Raw genomic sequence first — 19,116 nt, 5'->3', positions numbered from 1 at the left:
TGCGCCCTTGCTAAAGTTTAAGAATTTAAACCTTAGCAACCAGTTTAAACGGTGATGTAGCTCAGCTGGTTAGAGCACAGGATTCATAATCCTGGGGTCGAGGGTTCAAGTCCCTCTTTCACCACCACAACATGGTGTCACAAAGTATCGTAACACCTCTAAAAGCCCCGTAGTTATTGACTTCGGGGCTTTTTTATTGCCTCAACCCGTCGCACAACATTCCTTGACATACCCCATTCAATTGGGGTAACTTTGTGGGGTAACTCTTATTTTAGAGCTTTTTACTCGGAAAGTTACCCCAAAATGGCACTTACAAACACCGCAATACAGAATGCAAAACCCGCTGAAAAGCCTTATAAACTCTATGATACAGACGGTTTATTCATGCAAGTTACCCCTGCTGGGGGTAGGTGGTGGCGATTTAAGTATCGTTTTGAGGGCAAAGAAAAGCTACTCTCACTTGGAACATATCCTGATGTATCGCTAAAGCAAGCCAGAGACAAGCGTGATGACGCCAGAAAGCTTATAGCCAATGATCAAATTGACCCTAGTGAAAAGCGGCAACAAATTAAAGCAGAGAAAATTCTCAGCTCCGCAAATAGCTTTGAATTAGTTGCGCGTGAATGGTGGAGCACTCACATGAAAAATAAAGCAGAGACTCACAAAGATAAAGTGATCAGACGCTTCGAGCTCTACTTATTCCCTTGGATTGGCAATATACCAATTGCCGATATAACCGCCCCTCAGCTTCTTCAGGTAGTTAAGCGTATAGAAAACCTCAATAAACTAGAAACAGCTCACAGAGCGTTGCAAACTGCTGGTCAAGTATTCCGCTATGCAGTGCAAACAGGTCGAGCCATTCGCGACATCACTTATGACCTTAAGGGCGCTTTACCTGCAACCACAACAAAACACATGGCTGCCTTTACTGACCCAAAAGATATAGCGGAGCTACTACGCGCAATTGACGGGTTTAACGGCACTGTAACCGTTCAATGTGCGCTTAAGCTTTCACCCTTAGTTTTCGCCAGACCAAGTGAGCTAAGGCAAGCAAAGTGGAGTGATATTGATTTAGAGGCTGGTGAATGGCGTTATGTAGTCAGTAAAACAAAAACCGACCATTTAGTACCACTATCCAAACAAGCCGTTGAGATTTTAAAAGTAATGCACCCTTTGTCTGGCCATAGAGAATACGTATTTCCAGGAGGGCACTCACCCTTAAGGCCAATGAGTGAAGCCGCAGTAAATGCAGCACTCAAACGCATGGGTTATGACACTCAAACACAAATAACTGGTCACGGCTTCAGAGCAATGGCTAGAACAATATTACATGAACGCCTCAATGTAGATCCGCATATTATCGAACACCAACTTGCCCATACAGTACCTGACAACCTTGGTAGCGCTTATAATCGCACTAGATTTATTGAGCAGCGCAAAGCTATGATGCAACAGTGGGCTGACTATCTTGATAGCATCAAAAATAAGCAGCAAGAATAAAAATTGTTAGATATTAAGGAGAAATTTTGAAAAACTTAATGAAATTTAAGAGCTGGTTAACAATAGATGATGCTGCAAAATATTTAAACGCCTTATTATCAGAGCCTGTTGAACCAAAAGACATATTGCAACTGGCACTAGACAATCATATAACCCTATCATTAAATTTCACTGAGATTGTTTCTGTTATGGAAGTTTCCATCAAACCTTTCTCTGAAGTACACCCAGAGTTTCCCTCCGATAATTATGATAAAGTAAACTTTAAAGATGATAGCTACCAAATTTCAACTTATCATCCTTTGCATAAAATTAATGGTCTGTGGGATTTGAAGTTGTTTGGCGCGGGAGAGGCATATATAAAATCTAGATTACTAATTTCTTTGAATAAGGATGAACAATTAAAAAATAGTAAATCATCAATTTATATTCAAAGAGACGATAAATCATATCGTCTTTATGAAAAACTTGAAAGTTATGATGAAGAGAATGAATTACTGCTATTAGATTCCTTTCTAGACAACGTAGTAAAAGTTGAAAACATAAACCCTGATGATGGTTACTACAAACCAATGCCAAATATCCCAAGTCATGCAATTTTAGTTGTAAGTCTAAATTCGCTAAAAGAATTTGAGCGCAAATTAGAAAATGAAAACTTGCATACGGCCAAATCTAAAGGGCTTAAATACGATGACAAGCCTAACTCCAAAGTTCACAGTGGTGCACTACTTATAATTGCGGCTCTAGCCCATAAATTAGGGATGGATATGGATAGTGATGTTGAAAACCAGATAAATATCAACAAAATTAATGGGTTAATTACAGACTTTGGTTTTACAATGAAAAATGACACCATCAAAGCTAGGCTTTCAGAAATTCCTGAAGCTCTACAAAATCGCAGTAAAGATATACAAGGCCGCCCCTTAAAAGAATATAAAAGAAAGCAAATAACGTAACTATTTTTTCCAATTGGATCCAATTGGATTTATAGAATTTTCTCAGCACTAATATTTGATCCGCCCTGCACTTTGCAGAAACGGAGAAAAATATTATGCAATCAACACACATTTCAGAATCACTTCAATTTTTTGACCAGCTTCCTGACTCGGCCAACGTAAGACTACCTGTTGTAAAAGCTCTATTCGCTTGTTCACCTGCAACTGTTTGGCGTGGCGTTAAGTCTGGCAGAATTCCCAAACCTAAAAAATTATCGCCTCGCACCACAGGGTGGAATGTTGGTGAACTTCGTCAAGCTCTAGCAAGTACTAAGTAGTGGCTGTTATGAGTAGAATCCAAATACTTCGCAATGGCGAAGACACTCCTTTTACCAAACCTATGAAGCGAGCGCTTTTGCGTGATGCACGCTTAAGCTATGGCGCCAGAGGCTTATTTGCAATGCTCTGGGACTTCCCGTCAGACTGGGTATTTTACTCATCTCATATTGTTGGTATGTCGCCTTGCGGGATGACTCAACTAAAGAGTTATCTTAAAGAGTTGCGCAATATTGGTGCCATCAAAATATTGCCAAAACAATTGAGTAATGAAGAAGCAATAGCACTCAATAAAGTAAGTCAAAAAAATTATAGAGCAGGCCAGATTACAGGTAAGCAGTGGATATTAAACAACCCTGACTACTGGGCAATCGAAACTTCTTTATCAAGTGCAAATAACGCAGATCAGCAAAACCCACCGAAAGATAGGTTTTCCACCTGTCGGCAAAGCCAAGCTTCGGAAACACCAAGCATCGGTGAATCAACCCCTAAGGTTTTGCAATTAGAAGGTTCTGCAAATATAAGACCACTACTACAGGATAACGAAGTAGCCAAAAATCCTAGTGGTAGTACAGATTATATTTTTCCAAAGCAATTAACTTCACAAGAACGTGAGATTGCCAAACCCCAATTAGAGGTCATTGATTCTGCTTTAGCCCAGGCTGTTTTGGACGAGTTAGCGGCTCGTCTAAACGCAAACAAAGTGACTGGCGCACCACTTAGCTATCTACGTTCACTCATTACACGTGCAAATACTGGTCAATTCTTACCAGAGGCAGGCGTTCGCGTAGCAGCAGCGCGAGAGCAAGCAAAGCTAGTGCAACTCAAAAAGGCGGCTGAAGTAATCAAGCCCAGTAATCCAAGCGAAATTCCAAAACACCTTGCAGCCATGCACCAAGTGCTTGGCCGCAAATCAACAACTAATACAAATCAAAAGGATTAATCATGCAAAACATAGCAAATAAACTCAATGCACTTGTAATCGAATTTTTAAATCAGTGGATTCACTATCTAGACCAGTTTTGGCCTATCGTCGGTGTGATATTCGGCTTTTGCATTGCACTGGCTTGGCTTAACCGCAACAACAAGGCCAGTGGATTTTTTACTGGCATCGCCATGCTTGCTTTGCTATTTCAGATTGGCTTTTACTTTGCCATTCCCTACGTCTCACTTTACTTTGCTGCAACTGAATTTCATTTGCCAGAACTTTATCTGTGGAGTTTTATTGGCGAAGCGGTTTCAGGCGTTGTCATGGTGTGGCTCATCATTCGCTATGGTTCACCATACATTGAAATGGTTAAAAACAAACTGACTAAAACATCCAGGGTAGAGAGGAATAAAAAAACCGACATTCGCCAAATTGGTGTGCATTTACCTAACGCACAGAAAGCTTATGCGCCAGAGAAATACTTCAATTTAAAGCGTGGCATGTTCTTTGGTCTCAACGAACAAAAGCAACCTGTTTACATACCCATGGATAAATGGCGAAAAACCCACCTAGACATCATTGGCACTACAGGCTCTGGCAAGGGTGTTGCAGCAGGCGTCTTGCTGACTCAGGCAGTATCATCTGGTGAGTGTGTCATCGTAGTTGACCCTAAAAACGATGAGTTTTTACCGCACGTAATGCATAAGGCTGCGCAAGAAGCAGGTGTACCTTATGTGTACATCGACTTACTTGCTGAGGCTGCGCAATGGAATCCATTACAGGCCAAAAACGAGACCGAGATTGAAGAGCTATTATCCGCGGGCTTTTCACTGGGTGAAAAAGGCACGGATGCAGACTTTTACCGCTTAGATGATAGGCGCGCAGCACGCATATTTGCCAATCTAGCTTATAGCAATCAAAAAACATTAATCAATACGCTGCAATTACTCATAGAACAACAACCAGATATAGCAGAAGCAGGCAAAAAATTTGTATCTGACTTAGAGGAAATAGGTTTAGTCAATGCTGTGAATACTACGCATGGTGCAGATCTCGCAAAACTCATGCAACAAGGTGCCGTGATTTACGTGCGCGGCTCAATGCGAAATCCACGCATTCTTAAGTTACAACGTATTTTTGTACTTTCCATGATTCAGCATATAGAAGTACGTGAGCGTGAATCTGCACGTCATGTGTGCCTGTTTATGGATGAATTCAAATATCTGATTTCACGCCCATCACTAGAAGCTTTGGGCGCTATTCGTGACAAACGCGCCCACGTCATTATTGCACACCAATCATTAGGCGATTTGCGTGACTGCCCAGCAGACCTAGACGCAGACTCAGTAGTAGCGTCCGTCAATGAGAACTGCGCGATTAAACTGGCCTATATGGTTCAAGACCCTGACACGGCAGACTGGCTTGCACGCATGAGCGGTTTAATTTTGGTTGATGATGAAATACGTCAAGTAAAGACTAACGCAGGGCTGACAGAAACCAGAAATGGTGAACGTACACTGCGACAAGCAGAACGTAACTTGATTGATACTAATATGTTGCAAGCCTTACCAGAACGTTGCGCTGTCTTGTTTGGCGCTGGTCTAGCTAAGTTCTTTTTTACATCGCCTATTTTGGTCAATAAAAGCACTAAAGCGACAACACCTATTGCAATTAAGCAAACATCACAGCCAACTGATGCTGGACTCAAAATGAGTAATGCGTCACTTACCACCGCGCAGAGTATGCTCGATGTTGATTAACTCATACCAACAACGCTGCGCACGAGCGCAATCCAAACGTGAGGTCATATTGCGCTTTTTACGTGATGAAACTTGGAGCAATCTGACAAACCTAGCAAACATGCTAGGTTTGTCAGAGCCAGCCGCATTCAAGACTGTTTGCCAAATGGAGCGTGATGGGTTTTTACTGAGATTCAAAGTCACTGCGTTAAGACTAAGCCTTTGGGGTATCACCCCGCAAGGGCTAGCCTTTGCATGGGGTGATGATGAACCGATGCAAATCAGGCCATACTTTGAACCGAGCAAACTATCCGTCATGACTATTGCGCATTACCTAGACATTCAACGTGCAAGACTCATAGCAGAACGTGCAGGCTGGACAAACTGGATTCCTGGCAATCGTTTACCTAAAGACATTAAAAAGCGGCCTGATGCCATAGCCACCAATACTGAAGGCCAGATCGTGGCTATAGAACTAGAACGTAGCATCAAGACTTTAAAACGCTATGAAGCCATCTTTGCGATTTACCTGCAAATGATGAAGCGAGATGAATATGCCAAAGTATATTACGTGTGCCCAGATGCAAGTTTTGCACCTAGGCTTATACGGATGTTTGAGCTCATTAAGTCAGTACCCGTTGCAGGTGAACGCGTACCCATTACAGAAAAGCATCGTGCCAGATTTCCAGTGTATGCACTAGATACCTGGCCATCTAAATCAGGCTGAATGGACAACATACTTGGATAAGCACCATAGGATAAACGACTTTCCCATGCAACTTACCCAAGTATGCTCACCATCTTAAACGCCTTATATTTAAAAGCGAAAGCCTATGCAGTTGGGCTGCACAAGCTTTTAGGAAGCCATCCTCTACTTGCTCTACCTTGCTGGACGCTAGGCAGCACAAGCATTCACCTCACGCGAGCAGTCTGGACGACTACCACTCTTGGAGGCTTTCAGCCTCTTTGATAGTTGTCTGCGCTGTACGCTTGCCATCTATCAAATTCACCTGCCGTCGCCGTCGCTGGCGCTCGACCAAAGAAGAAAACACAACAATTTAGACACGAATCTGCTGGCGCAGACACGCTTACTAAAAGTTGCCCGCCACGATGTTCTGGGTTTCGCTGGACGCTGCATATTATCTTCTTTGGTCGAGCGCCAGCTTGAGCTGTCACCGACGACGGCAGCTACGCACGCCCTTGTTTCGCTGGGGCGAACGCTTCGCTAACAAGGTCTTATCCGCACTAGGGTGCGGCTATCGCAGCTTAAGTTGCCACTCTGAACGAGTGACAATTTTAACCACCTGTCGGTAGTTAAAACAGACACAGCTATTTTTATGCTTGGGCAGAAAAATAGCTTCACTCACCTTGGGGTGGGCGGTCTGCCTATATTTAAACATAAGAAACTCTGTTACTATTCTGGGAATAAAAACCAAGAAGTTGGACGCCTCATGAAAATAATTACTGTTGCCGCGCTGAACATTGTAATGCCAGCCCCTCATAGCCCAGAGCGATATATAGAACTATTTCAAGAGGCATTTAACCTTAGGCTACAAACGAACCTAAGAGGTGATTTTGCTGGCATGATTGGCTCATGTCGAATTGAAGAAATAGATAAAAGAAATGTTATTAAAGGTGAACTTTATAAGTTTTTTGATTTAAAAATTGATGGTCAATGGTTTAACACTGAAGAGCAAAAATTAGCGGATGAAAAAGAAATTGCCGAGATAAAAATACCTAGCAATCTAAAACCGCATTTTCAAATTTTCCCGTTCATCTTTATACCTAGCAAACATAGGCTCTTTTTTATTTCTAAAGACAGTAAAGAGAACTTCAGTCCTGGGCAGGCAGAAAAAATGCTGTCTAGCATTTTTTTGGCTCAAACGCTTGTCGAAAAATATGGTGAAATCAACATTACAATTGAACCTAGTAGTGAGTCACTTGAGAAGATTTTCAGTATGCCTCGCCTGAAAAGCCTAATTATAGAGGTTACACCTCCTAACCCCGATGATCACGAAGAGGCTCAAAAGAGACTTTTTGAAAAACTTGACAACATTAATGCTGACAAACAAATAACAGAATATGTATCAAAGGACTCTGAAGGTCTAAATCCTAGCGAAGATATTAAGGCATTGGCAGAAATAGCAAAGTCAAACGGCAAAGTTTCAGGAAGAGGGGAAGATCAAACTGGGAATACAATAAACGTATCTACGGCAGCTCATCCTTTGTTAGAGAAAGCCGAATATAATCCAAAAGTGCAATCACGCTCAGAGGCGCTTCTATCCAAAGCATTTGAACTGCTTCAACAGATTATCGGCCGTCCATAAGCTATGCTTCAGAAATTTACAGCACCTTATATTGGAGTGTACAGAGTCATAAAACTGTACTGGTCGATTTATGGTGGATGGCAAGCGCTAGCATTTTCCCCTTATTTCCATTTTTCTATAATTCTTACGGTATTAATGTCTCAATACTGGCAAAATGAAGCTTGGTGGGATATAGCTATTTCAGTGCTGCCTAGCATTATAGGTTTTGCTTTGGGTGGTTATGCAATATGGTTGGGGTTTGGCGATGAAAAATTTCGTCATCTAATTACTGAGAATAACGACAATAGTAAACATAGCCCTTACCTTGAAGTTAGTGCAACTTTTGCGCATTTTATAATGATTCAATTACTAGCTTTGTTTGCAGCTATCATCGCTAAAGCCATGAATTTTCCAATATCGAAAATTCAATGGCTTCAGGATTTATTTATACAATTCAATATCTCTCAAACGCTAATACATGAAGAGGTTGCACCGTTTTTATATGCATTTAGCTTTCTTCTTTTTATATATGCAATTATGACAGCAGTGGCAGCTACATTCGCGGTTTTTAGAGTGGCTACATGGTTTGACAAATATAGAAATACGGTTGCTAAAGAAGATTCTGATAAGCAAAATTGACCACTATAAAAGCACTGCCTAGCACCATCACGCCAACCAAACCCAGTTGTCATTCCTGCTGCAAATTTCGTCAGCACTAAAAGCCAAGCCCAAGCAATTCGCAGGCAACCCCACCCCTGATTTTCGTTTTCTGCCCCGCCAGTCGAAGTGAGCGGGGAGCAGCAAACGAAATATCGATCAGGAGTAGGCAAATCAGCCTGCTCTAAATCATTGCACACAAAAAAAACAATCCCCCTTTCCGTTCCCCATGGGGAAGACGAGCAAAGAGCAGATTTTTAACTGCAACCGCTTTTCTTTTAGGAGATTGAACCATGACTACACTTTATGCCAACCCGTACAACATCGATGCAGCAGGCTTTTATTTCAATGATAATGATGAGTTTATTGAAAAATCAGCTAACTTAACCGACCGATACGGAAACCAAGTTGAAGAGTTTGAGATTGATTTTATTGATGGTGATGATGCCGCGCTATTTAATGCATGCGCCATTAACCAAGCCAATCTAAACAAATGGTTTGATGACATTGAAACCTTAGACGACCATGAAAAAATTAACCTGTATTACTTACTCAATGTTGTTGGTTACAATTTAAGCCAGGCTTTAGACAAGGTGGATGAACCAAGCATTACGAAATCTAGCTTACGTGATGCTGCCGAAGAGTTGTTTGATGAATGCTGGCTGCATGAGGTGCCAGAGAGCATCCGCTATTATATTGACTATGACAAGTTTGCTAGAGATTGCGAAATAGGCGGCGACTTGGTGGAATTTGAATACAACAACCAAACTTACACTTGCACCAACGCGGCAGGGGTATAAAAATACGGGGCATGCGCCCCTGTTTTTATCTGTAAAGATAATTGCAAATTCTCTGCATATTTCTCGCGACGTGATAAGAAAACGCCATATTCTTATCACGTCATGTTAGTTTCAGAGACAATCCACTATCTAATTTTGTCGATTACATCGACACATTAAAAAAACATGTCGATAAAACTCATTTTTATCGACATGTGGATAGTCATGAACAAAACTCAAATATCGACTAGAATGCTGTTTAAATATCTATAAAAACAATACTACTGATGACTACTAAATTCTTTACAAACGAAAATGAAAATACCCTGATTAGTAAGTTTGAAGGGGTATTAACATACAATCCAAACATTAAGTTTTTTGATAGCCTCGTAGGATACTTTCGCTCTTCTGGCTACTTTAAAGTACGTCCTTTTTTACTCCATGTACCTCAAATCAGAATTTTAGTAGGCATCAATGTCGACAAGCTACTTGCGCAAGCAAATGACAAAGGCTTAGATTTTTTTAGAAACAGTGAAAAAACTAAAGACGAGTTTATTGATGACCTGAAAAAAGACATCTCTGAAGCCAATTACGACAAAGAAACAGAAGACGGCATACTGCAATTTATAGATGATCTAATCACAAAGAAAATTGAAGTTCGCGCCCACCCTGATAAAAAAATACACGCAAAAATTTACATATTTAGACCAGACCCGTTTAATGAACACACGCAGGCAACTGTAATAACAGGCTCATCAAACTTTACTGATGCAGGGCTTGGCTCTGGGGTCATGCATAACTATGAATTTAACGTACAGCTAAACGACTATCAAGACGTAAAATTTGCAACTGATGAGTTTGAAAAGCTTTGGGCAGAATCCATTCCATTACTACCAGTGGATGTCCAGGATGTAAAAAAACAAACGCACCTCAACGACACAGTAACGCCCTTCGAGCTTTACGTTAAGGTACTCACAGAGTACTTTGACAAAAACATTGATTACGACCCAGACGCATTAGGCGATTTGCCCGATCAATTTAAAAAACTAAGCTATCAAATTGATGCGGTAAATGAAGGCTTCAACATGCTACTTAGGCACAATGGCTTCATACTAGCGGATGTTGTCGGTCTTGGGAAAACAATCATTGCCACGCTTGTCGCGAAGAAGTTCATCATGAAAAATGGTCGCGACTTTACTAAAATTTTAGTCGTTTACCCGCCAGCTGTAGAAAAGAACTGGAAAAATACATTTAGAGAATTCAAGCTAGACCGATATGTAAAATTTATTAGTAATGGCAGCCTGCAAAGAATTCTAGATGGTCATCAAGATTATTGGCTAAAAGAAGACTACGATTTAATCATTGTAGATGAGGCGCACAAGTTCAGAAATCACACTTCTGGCGCTTTCGACCAACTGCAAAAGATTTGCAAGGCGCCACGCACAAACAAAGGAACCATTGCAGATGAAAAATTTGTTGATAAGAAAAAGGTTATCTTAGTCTCTGCAACACCGCTTAATAATCGTCCAGACGATATATTGCATCAAGTCACCCTGTTCCAAGAGCCAAGACAATCAACTCTACCAATAGCTAATTTAACCGCTTTTTTTAATCGACATATTTCAAATTACAAAGATTTAAAAAGAGAAGATGCATTAGACGTTGAAAAGCTCAGAGACATATACGCTGATATACGCAAAAATATTATTCAGCCAATTACGATTAGACGCTCACGCACCGACTTAGAGAGCATTCCTGCTTACAAGCAAGACTTAGAAGAACAAGGTATTGTATTTCCTAAAGTGAACCCGCCGAAAAAAGTGGAATACTTTATGGATGCTGTTTTATCAGCATTATTCCTTAAGACTGTAGACTACTTAACAGACCCAACCAAGTTGACTTACGCTCGCTACCAAGCGGTAGCCAGTTTAAAACCTGAGTTTCAAGAAAACTACGAAAATGCGGAGCGCATTTCTAAATCGCTCGCATTTATTATTAAAACACAGCTCGTTAAGCGTATTGAAAGCAGCTTTTATGCATTCAAATCTTCACTAAAAACGTTCCAAAAAGCAAACGCTCGCATGATCGACATGTTTGCTAAAGACCAGATTTTTATCGCGCCAGACCTCGATATTAATAAGTTGATGGATAAAGGCCTTACCGACGAAGAAATCGCCGCCGAGATTGAAAAAATTAGCGCTGACCTACCTAAAAACCAACAGTTTAAGGCTGATAACTTTGCACCAGAATTTGTAGATCAATTGCAGCACGACGCCGTATTGTTAGATGAGCTTGTTGAAGCCTGGGATGCTGTTAAAGATGATCCTAAGTTAAAAGAGTTTTTGCACAAATTAAGCAGCGAATTCCTAAACCCTAAAACCAACCTTAACGGCAAATTGGTCATATTCTCAGAATCAAAAGATACTGTTACTTATTTAAGCAAAGCCTTAATAGATGCTGGCAGAGAAGATTTACTGGTGATCAGCAGTGAAAACCGCCGCGAAAAATACGATACGATTGTTGAAAACTTTGATGCAAACTACCCATTAGAGATTGATAAACAAAAAGGTAAAGAGCAAAAAAACGATTACAACATCATTATCACCACTGAAGTGCTTGCAGAAGGTGTAAACCTGCACCGCGCCAATGTAGTTATCCATTACGACACTCCTTGGAACTCAACCAAACTAATGCAACGTATTGGGCGGGTTAATCGTATTGGCACTTCAGCCACGCAAATATACAACTACGTGTTTTACCCTTCAGCCCAAGGTAACGAGCAAATTAAACTCACGCAAACTGCCTTCATGAAAATTCAGGCTTTCCATGCAACCTTTGGCGAAGATAACCAAATTTTCTCTACCGATGAAATTATGGATGAAAGCAAATTATTCAGTGGAGAATACAAAGAAGCTGAAGATGAGCGCTTAAAATACTTGCACGAATTACGCCAATTCAAAAAGGAAAACCGCGCTTGGTTTGAAAAAATCAGAAAACTACCGATGAAAAGCCGCACTGGCCGCGTAGCAAAAGATAGTGGACGGCCAGAAGTTGCTAATGGTACGGCTGCATTTTTAAAGACCTCTCACAAGTTAGAGTTTTACTGGATAGAAGAATCTAAACCAACAGAAATTACACCGCTTGAGGCATTTAAGTTATTTAAAGCAGATCAAGCAGAAAAGCCAGCAGCATTGATTGAGCAGCACCATGATCACGTGCAACAAGCATTAACCCATTTTGAGCAGGTGGAGCAAGACTACGCTATAGAACGTGATGAGCCAACGGCACTTGGTGTAAAGGCAATGCGCGTGAAAAAGTTCTTAGCAGAGCTGGCTAGACTACCTATCGCTTCAGAGAAGCAACAAGACTATATCAAAAAATTAGTAGCGTTAATTGAAATCGGTCGATACACCAAACTACCAGACAAAATAGATAAGCTCCAAAAGGCTGCCAAGAAAGGGGCTAACCCATTACAGCTTTTGAAGGACGTAGATTTAATCGCAGCAGAATACAACATTAAAGATGACGAGGTAAGCAAAGACGTTGCCGTAAAATTTGCTAAACCACAACTCATACTTTCAGAATCGTTTAAGTAACTTATGGCTACACAACAAGAAAAAATTAGCGCTATTCAAGACATATTGAACTCTCAATATAGCAGCACACGCTGGAAAACTTTTTTAAGTGAGCTGTTTACCAGCAGCAACTTTTTTAGCAATCCAACGCCATTACTAGGCATTAACGCGACTGTAGCAAGCCAAGCACTTCAAATTGGTAGCATCACCATTATACAAAGTGGAATCAGCAGAAACATTGCGGTATATGAAGTAACACTGGCAGACAACGTTGTATTAGAGCGCAACCGTGTAGGTTTGCGTAACCTGTTAAAACCGCACTGGAAACAACAAGACGCAGCATTTATTGTTTACCACCACCCACAAGACAAAAGCTGGCGATTTAGCTATGTATCAGAACTCAAAACCTTTAATGAGGCTGGCGAATATGTAGACAATAAAACAGAACCTAAGCGCTACACCTATGTGCTTGGTGAAAATGAGTCTTGTCGTACAGCCGCAATCCAGTTTAGCAAGCTACAAGATAAGGCAAGCAATGCCACACTAGATGACATTAAAGAAGCCTTCTCTGTTGAAAAAATGTCTAAGGAGTTTTTTGACACTTACAAAGATCACTACCAAGATTTTGTGCAATATTTAACTGGCAAGCGCCTAGAAAAGGTATCTGGCAAATGGGAGGAGGTTGTTAAGCATGCGCCCAACACGCAACTCATTACTATTTTCAATAATAATGAAAAGGATGTACGTGACTTTTGTAAAAAGCTGCTTGGCCGCATTGTTTTCTTATACTTCATTCAAAAAAAGGGCTGGCTAGGTGTTCCGCTGCATGACAAATGGGGCAACGGAAAACCAGACTTTATAAGCCGCTTACTGGCTAATTGTCGCAATCCAAGCATTTTTTATAGTGAGTATTTAAGTAAGTTATTTTTTGAAACACTCAACCAACCACGGCCAGATGACTTAGCAGAAGTCATCCCTGGCGAGAAAACACGCGTTCCCTACCTAAATGGCGGCTTGTTTGAAGAAGATGACCCCAATCAACGTGGCCTCATATTTGAGGCAGAATTATTTAAAGACCTTTTTACTTTTTTTGATCAGTACAACTTCACCATTTATGAAGATGACCCTAACGACCACACCGTAGCGGTTGACCCAGAAATGCTGGGACATATTTTTGAAAATTTACTAGAAGATAATAAAGACAAAGGCGCGTACTACACTCCAAAAGAAATTGTGCACTACATGTGCCAAGAAAGCCTGATTGAATACCTCACCACTTGGTTTGAAGGCAAAAATTATCAGGTGCAACAAGATACCTTTATCAGCTTTGATAACGCACAACAGGCAAGCTTTCTATCTGCCAATGAAGGACGCACTGGACAAAGTGTATTAGAGATTGCACAATCAGCACGATCCACTGGCAAAATGATCAACCGTAGTCTGATAGAAAAACTACTCAAAAAACAATTGAGCGATGAAGATAAACAAGCTGTAATTGAACATGCTGCTGAATTTAATGAGGCATTAGATAAAGTAAAAGTATGCGATCCTGCAATTGGCTCAGGTGCATTCCCAATGGGGTTGTTACTTGAGATTTTTACCGCCAAACAAACCATACACACATTTACGCATGGTGACTTAACAACCTTTGAGCCAGCAACAGTAAAACTCAATATTATTCAAAACAGCATTTATGGGGTAGATATTGAACGTGGTGCAGTAGATATTGCACGCTTACGCTTCTGGCTTAGCCTAGTGGTCGATGAGCCAGAACCACAGCCCTTGCCTAATTTGGATTACAAAATTGTGGTAGGTAATAGCTTAATCAGCAAGCTGGGTAATGAAGTTATTGAAATTGATTGGGACGTCAAACCTCAAGACACAGGACTGTTTGGCGCGGATGACGCTAACAAAATCCAAGCAATTCTCAAGCAGCTCTCGCAATTACAAAAAGAGTTTTTTGATCCATCAACAAGAAAAAAAGAGCACGCAACCAAAATCAGAGATTTAAAAATTGATTTGTTAATTGAACAACTAAACTTAATGATAAAAAATGGTGGCGCAATAACACCAAAGCAAGGTACAAAAAAGAGTCTTGATGTTGCAAAGTTAGAAGGTGATTTGCAAATCGCAGGTTATAAACAACAATTAGTTAACCTAAATATTTTAAAAAATAGCCCCGAGATCCCTTTAGATTTCTTTGATTGGAGACTTAACTTTGCTGAAATTTTGATTAAAGATATTGCCGACCGAAGAGGCTTCGATATTGTAATAGGCAATCCGCCCTATTTTAATATTGATACATTTGGGGCCGGATCTGAAATGCTCAAATTATTACCAAGAAAATATCCTGAAGTCTACATGGACAAAAGTGACATTCTCTTTTACTTCATATCCGTGGCTCAAAAGATCACAAGCGCCCAGGTTTCTTTCATTATTTCAAACGCGATGCTTTTTTCAGATAAAGCGAAAAAACTTCGTAATTTCATGATTGATAATTTACCTATTCAAAAAATTATTAATTTTGAACGGTATATGGTTTTCAACAGCGCAAGCATTACATCCATGATGATTTTTATGGATAAACATAAGAAAGGTGAGACAGTTGTTCAAAACTTTAAAGAATCAAGTTACGAGATTAATACCTTATTAGGCGACTTTCGAAAAAATGAAAATTACTATTCAATTAACTTTAGGAAAGATAATGTTTTCGCTCTAGTTAATAGTTTAGAAGACAATCTAATCAACAAAATTGATTCTAAGCATAGGAGACTTGGGGAAATATTTAAAGTTGGCAAAGGAATGGAAACTGCAGCGAACGAGGTGTTTTGTTTTAACAATTACCCCGAAAACTTTAATAAATCAATCATAAAGAAAAGAATGAGTGGTGAAATTATTGAGAAATATACTCATAAAGATTCAATTGAGTATCTAATTTATTTTGAGCATGCTGAAAGTTTTAGCAACTTACCTGTGGAAGTTAAAAACCATTTAAACGCGCACAAGTTAAAATTAGAAAGTCGTGCTACTGTCAAAAATGAGGGTAGAGCATGGTGGCGCTACAGCAGACCAATGCATAAAGAATTCTATCATCATGAAAAAATATGGTGCTCTTACCGAGCGAAAGAAAATGTTTTTTGTCTTGACGAAACGAATGATTTTATTGGTTTAACTAATACAACTGCAATTTTTGCAACAAATCAAGAATTCAATATTAAGTACGTTCTGGCTCTACTTAACTCTAAAATTTTAAACTACAGGTACAAATCAATCGGTAAGCAAACTGGAAGTGGTGTTTTCGAATATTTTGAGAACCAAGTATCAAAACTACCTATCGCATCAGCAAACTATTTAGTTCAAAAGAAATTCTCAGATTTAATTGATTTAATATTAAAAAATAAAAAGCTAAATTTGGATACAAAAGATATTGAGCATAAGATTGATTACATGAGCTATAAACTCTACAACTTGAGTTATGTAGAAGTAAAAGTTATCGACCCAAACTTTGATATATCTGAAGCAGAATATAACGCTATAGTAATTTAGCTTTTAATTCTTTTTTTGTAGTAGCTTGCTGAACGCCTTGCGTGAAACTTGATAGCAAGGCTTCAGCAGCATCCAAAGCGCCGTCATTCCCTGGCAGAGATTTTGCCATTTGCACTATCAGGTTTTCTTTTTTGCTATCAATAAGTTCAGCCATTTTTTCAATGGTGCTTTGGTCAGCAATGGCTGCAACGTCGTAACCAAGTAGCCAAGCACCCATCAACTCTGGGTCGTAATTCATAGCCTCTAAAGCCTCTGGCGGTGGAACTTCATAGATTCTGTCTGTATTGCCAGCTTCATGATATGCGCGCAGCAGCGTAAGCAAATCAAGCGCATCTTTATTCTCTGTAGCTGTGCCACGCTCAGACCACGCAAATACCTTTAATATTGCTAGCCCAGCCAACGAGACTACTTTAATTGCTAAGTCGGTATCTAGCTCAACCAATAGCGCTGATTCTAGTGCCTCTTGATAGCCGCTTACACTCATCACCACATCTAACTCTGGCGGCCATGCAATCATGTTGTTATCATCCTGCACAGCCCCAAAGGGGATAATATCTACAACAAAACCATGCTCAATTAAGCTAGATTGATAGACTAGCCTTTGTTTTACTTTTGACAGCTCTTTAAACTTGCCTGTGGCGATCAAGTTTTGCTTAATTTGGTGGAATTGATCCCAACTTTCAACCGCAAATGCAAAATCAATATCGCCCGTTGCACGACCAGGGTTTAAGCCGTAGATATTTTCTAGCAGAATCACTTTTGCCTGTGCGCCAACCAACAGCAACTCTAATCCCATTGCTTTGCTTACCGCGCTTATTTCACGCACAATTTCAACTGTCAGTACACCAACTGGCTTAATAGGTTTAATTATTTGCATGTTGGATTAACCTGTCATAAATCATTTTTGCCGTCTCTAAGTTACGTGGGTCATTGCTTGCAATAAGGTCGGCATAGACTAACAAAGTGGGTACAGTCTCTGGCAAGAAGTCTGCATCATCAAAATCCCAAAAAGCTTCTAATAACTCAATATCACCATATGGGTCTGGCACAAGCCTATTTTCAACAATCAGCTTGTTGATATTTTTCTTAAATTCTTTACCATGCAAGTATAAGGTGTAAAAGTTTGGTTTTAGGTAATGTGTAAGCCTATCAGCCGCCACTTCGCCACCCCATTGGGCTTCGTATTGCTTAACATTTAGATGCTTCCACCAATCCATATTATTTGCCCTGAAGCGTCTTGGGTTTAACTTGGGGCGCAATTTAATGGGGTAGTTTGTTACCCATTCTTGAATCAGTTTTTCTTGCTGAATCAATACGCGATTATTTTTCTTACCATCCCCAAGCGTCATCGCTCTAGCAGCCAAGTCATTAAACCCCCAGCCCACGGCACCTAGCGCAATGCCTGCTACTTTGGCGATTTCACGATAAGGCGCATTCAACATCTCAGGGTTGCACAACAACGCAAACACCATACGCAGATTGGTAGGCGTAAGCGCTTTGTTTCCCTTGAAGTAGTTCATCGGGTTATTTTGATTTAGCTCTTGCTTTTGTCCTTTAATAAAAATGAATAACCCAGGCTCATTAATATAAGCGTTACCCGCCAAATCAATAAAATTAAGCCCCAGCTCTTTACAGTTATTAGCTGCTGCATCTGTCAGCTTAGGTGCGATAAGTAATGGCTCTAGGTTAAAAGCTTCTAGTCTGTTTTTGACTTGGCCAATCGTAGTAAAACGGTCAACATGTTTAACATCAAGAACAAACTCGTAATTTTTATTATTAATTTCAACTTGGATAATTGCATCCGCTTGCATTTTTAGTGCCTCGTACTTAGTCACTTTAATATGCAATCCAGCAGTTTGCCTCAGAGCATCTATCGCCTGATCTAGCATGTCTTTATCTTTAAGGTTATACAATTCCATTTTGTTCATTTAATACTTTTGTTCACGTAACGTGAACATTACATTAAATTGAACATCACAGTCAACACTTTTGTTCATTTATTTCCATTGTTCACGTTCCGTGAACGTTGATTACTGTTGAACAGGCTACCAAGAGTATATTATTAGTTGTGTTTGGGTTAAGCTTTGACTTAAATGAAATCAAGGATGCAGGGAATATGCAGAACAATCTCATAACCGTTAGCCTAAAAGAGTTCAATCATGCAATGAAAACTTTTAAACTTGGCGTTCCAAGAAAAAATGCCAAGAAAAAACCTATTATTCCACCAGCAGTTTTATCTTTTTTTGATGGAATATTGACCATTGAAAGTGATGAAAAACTCGTTAATATTCGCGCAACAGGGGAGTGGCATGGTAAAGCAGAGTTTAGCAATTCTATTGTCAATGCAATAGCGATGGTTCCATTGTCAACCAACCCGTTAGTTATAAAATATACTGGTGAAAAGCTGTTAATTGGTAGCACCTCAGTTACATGTAAATGGACGCTCTTGAACGAAAGAAAAATTAATCAATTAAGCAATCCATCAGTTATAGATATATTTGCAATGTATCGTACTTTACCTGCTCATCAAGCTCATGCCGATGGAATAGCAAAAAAATATAAATCCGTGCATCAAGCAATGTTAAAAGAAACAGAAAAAACTGCAAAAAAACTTAGCGCTTACGAAATTACTCAAGAAGACCTAATTACTTTAATTGAGGCTAAAACCGAAGCTAAGATTTCGAGTAATAACTAGCAAATGTTATGAGTAAACTTAAACAATTGGGGTAACTTTAGGGGTAACATATTTTTAATAAATACTTAAACCTATGTAGATAAAGGTCTGCAAGAAGATGTTTTGTTGACTCTTTCACCACCA

General features: G+C 39.9%; 15 protein-coding genes and 1 tRNA gene. 14 read left to right on the top strand and 2 right to left on the bottom strand.

Annotated elements, in window-relative coordinates; all coding sequences use genetic code 11:
• The first annotated feature begins 50 nt into the window (after positions 1-50).
• From HOO90_RS07625 to HOO90_RS07565, 13 genes are all read left to right on the top strand, one after another.
• A tRNA-Met gene (locus HOO90_RS07625) sits at positions 51-127 on the top strand.
• Positions 128-303: 176 nt separating this feature from the next.
• Entirely contained in the window at positions 304-1,500 is a 1,197-nt protein-coding gene (locus HOO90_RS07620; protein ID WP_292841715.1) for an integrase arm-type DNA-binding domain-containing protein, read from the top strand.
• Positions 1,501-1,526: 26 nt separating this feature from the next.
• Complete coding sequence (locus HOO90_RS07615) at positions 1,527-2,453, top strand: hypothetical protein (protein ID WP_292841712.1); 927 nt, start codon at positions 1,527-1,529, stop codon at positions 2,451-2,453.
• A gap of 95 nt (positions 2,454-2,548) precedes the next feature.
• On the top strand, positions 2,549-2,770 hold the full coding sequence (locus HOO90_RS07610) for an AlpA family transcriptional regulator (RefSeq protein WP_292841709.1): 222 nt from the start codon (positions 2,549-2,551) through the stop codon (positions 2,768-2,770).
• Positions 2,771-2,778: 8 nt separating this feature from the next.
• Positions 2,779-3,711 carry a hypothetical protein gene (locus HOO90_RS07605; RefSeq protein ID WP_292841706.1) on the top strand — a complete coding sequence of 311 codons (933 nt, stop codon included), beginning with the start codon at positions 2,779-2,781 and terminating at the stop codon, positions 3,709-3,711.
• 2 nt (positions 3,712-3,713) lie between these two features.
• Positions 3,714-5,456 carry a type IV secretory system conjugative DNA transfer family protein gene (locus HOO90_RS07600; protein ID WP_292841703.1) on the top strand — a complete coding sequence of 581 codons (1,743 nt, stop codon included), beginning with the start codon at positions 3,714-3,716 and terminating at the stop codon, positions 5,454-5,456.
• Complete coding sequence (mobC, locus tag HOO90_RS07595; RefSeq protein WP_292841700.1) at positions 5,446-6,162, top strand: MobC family replication-relaxation protein; 717 nt, start codon at positions 5,446-5,448, stop codon at positions 6,160-6,162. Before HOO90_RS07600 ends, mobC begins: the two co-directional genes overlap by 11 nt.
• A 220-nt stretch (positions 6,163-6,382) precedes the next feature.
• On the top strand, positions 6,383-6,664 hold the full coding sequence (locus HOO90_RS07590) for a hypothetical protein (RefSeq protein WP_292841697.1): 282 nt from the start codon (positions 6,383-6,385) through the stop codon (positions 6,662-6,664).
• Between the two features lie 222 nt (positions 6,665-6,886).
• Positions 6,887-7,762 (top strand): DUF4747 family protein, encoded by an 876-nt coding sequence (locus HOO90_RS07585; RefSeq protein WP_292841694.1) that lies wholly within the window; start codon positions 6,887-6,889, stop codon positions 7,760-7,762.
• A 135-nt stretch (positions 7,763-7,897) separates the two neighbouring features.
• A complete protein-coding gene (locus HOO90_RS07580; protein ID WP_292841691.1) occupies positions 7,898-8,380 on the top strand; it encodes a hypothetical protein in 483 nt (160 codons plus the stop codon).
• A 311-nt stretch (positions 8,381-8,691) separates the two neighbouring features.
• Positions 8,692-9,198 (top strand): antirestriction protein ArdA, encoded by a 507-nt coding sequence (locus HOO90_RS07575; RefSeq protein WP_292841688.1) that lies wholly within the window; start codon positions 8,692-8,694, stop codon positions 9,196-9,198.
• A gap of 266 nt (positions 9,199-9,464) precedes the next feature.
• Positions 9,465-12,773 carry a helicase-related protein gene (locus tag HOO90_RS07570; protein ID WP_292841685.1) on the top strand — a complete coding sequence of 1,103 codons (3,309 nt, stop codon included), beginning with the start codon at positions 9,465-9,467 and terminating at the stop codon, positions 12,771-12,773.
• Between the two features lie 276 nt (positions 12,774-13,049).
• The gene (locus tag HOO90_RS07565) at positions 13,050-16,298 is read left to right on the top strand and encodes an N-6 DNA methylase (RefSeq protein WP_292841682.1); all 3,249 of its coding nucleotides are present in this window, start codon (positions 13,050-13,052) and stop codon (positions 16,296-16,298) included.
• Here the strand turns inward: HOO90_RS07565 and HOO90_RS07560 are convergent.
• The gene (locus HOO90_RS07560) at positions 16,285-17,175 is read right to left on the bottom strand and encodes a nucleotidyl transferase AbiEii/AbiGii toxin family protein (RefSeq protein ID WP_292841679.1); all 891 of its coding nucleotides are present in this window, start codon (positions 17,173-17,175) and stop codon (positions 16,285-16,287) included. The genes HOO90_RS07565 and HOO90_RS07560 overlap by 14 nt on opposite strands.
• Positions 17,162-18,226 (bottom strand): type IV toxin-antitoxin system AbiEi family antitoxin, encoded by a 1,065-nt coding sequence (locus HOO90_RS07555; protein ID WP_292841676.1) that lies wholly within the window; start codon positions 18,224-18,226, stop codon positions 17,162-17,164. The genes HOO90_RS07560 and HOO90_RS07555 overlap by 14 nt, the downstream gene beginning before the upstream one ends.
• 98 nt (positions 18,227-18,324) lie before the next feature.
• Between HOO90_RS07555 and HOO90_RS07550 the strand changes: the two genes are divergently transcribed.
• Positions 18,325-18,993 carry a hypothetical protein gene (locus HOO90_RS07550; RefSeq protein WP_292841673.1) on the top strand — a complete coding sequence of 223 codons (669 nt, stop codon included), beginning with the start codon at positions 18,325-18,327 and terminating at the stop codon, positions 18,991-18,993.
• The last annotated feature ends 123 nt before the right edge of the window (positions 18,994-19,116 follow it).

The organism is Methylotenera sp., from assembly GCF_013141425.1.
In the GTDB taxonomy this organism is placed as follows: Bacteria; Pseudomonadota; Gammaproteobacteria; order Burkholderiales; family Methylophilaceae; genus Methylotenera.
Note: the sequence above shows the minus strand (reverse complement) of the source record. Positions and strands in the feature narration are given on the sequence as shown.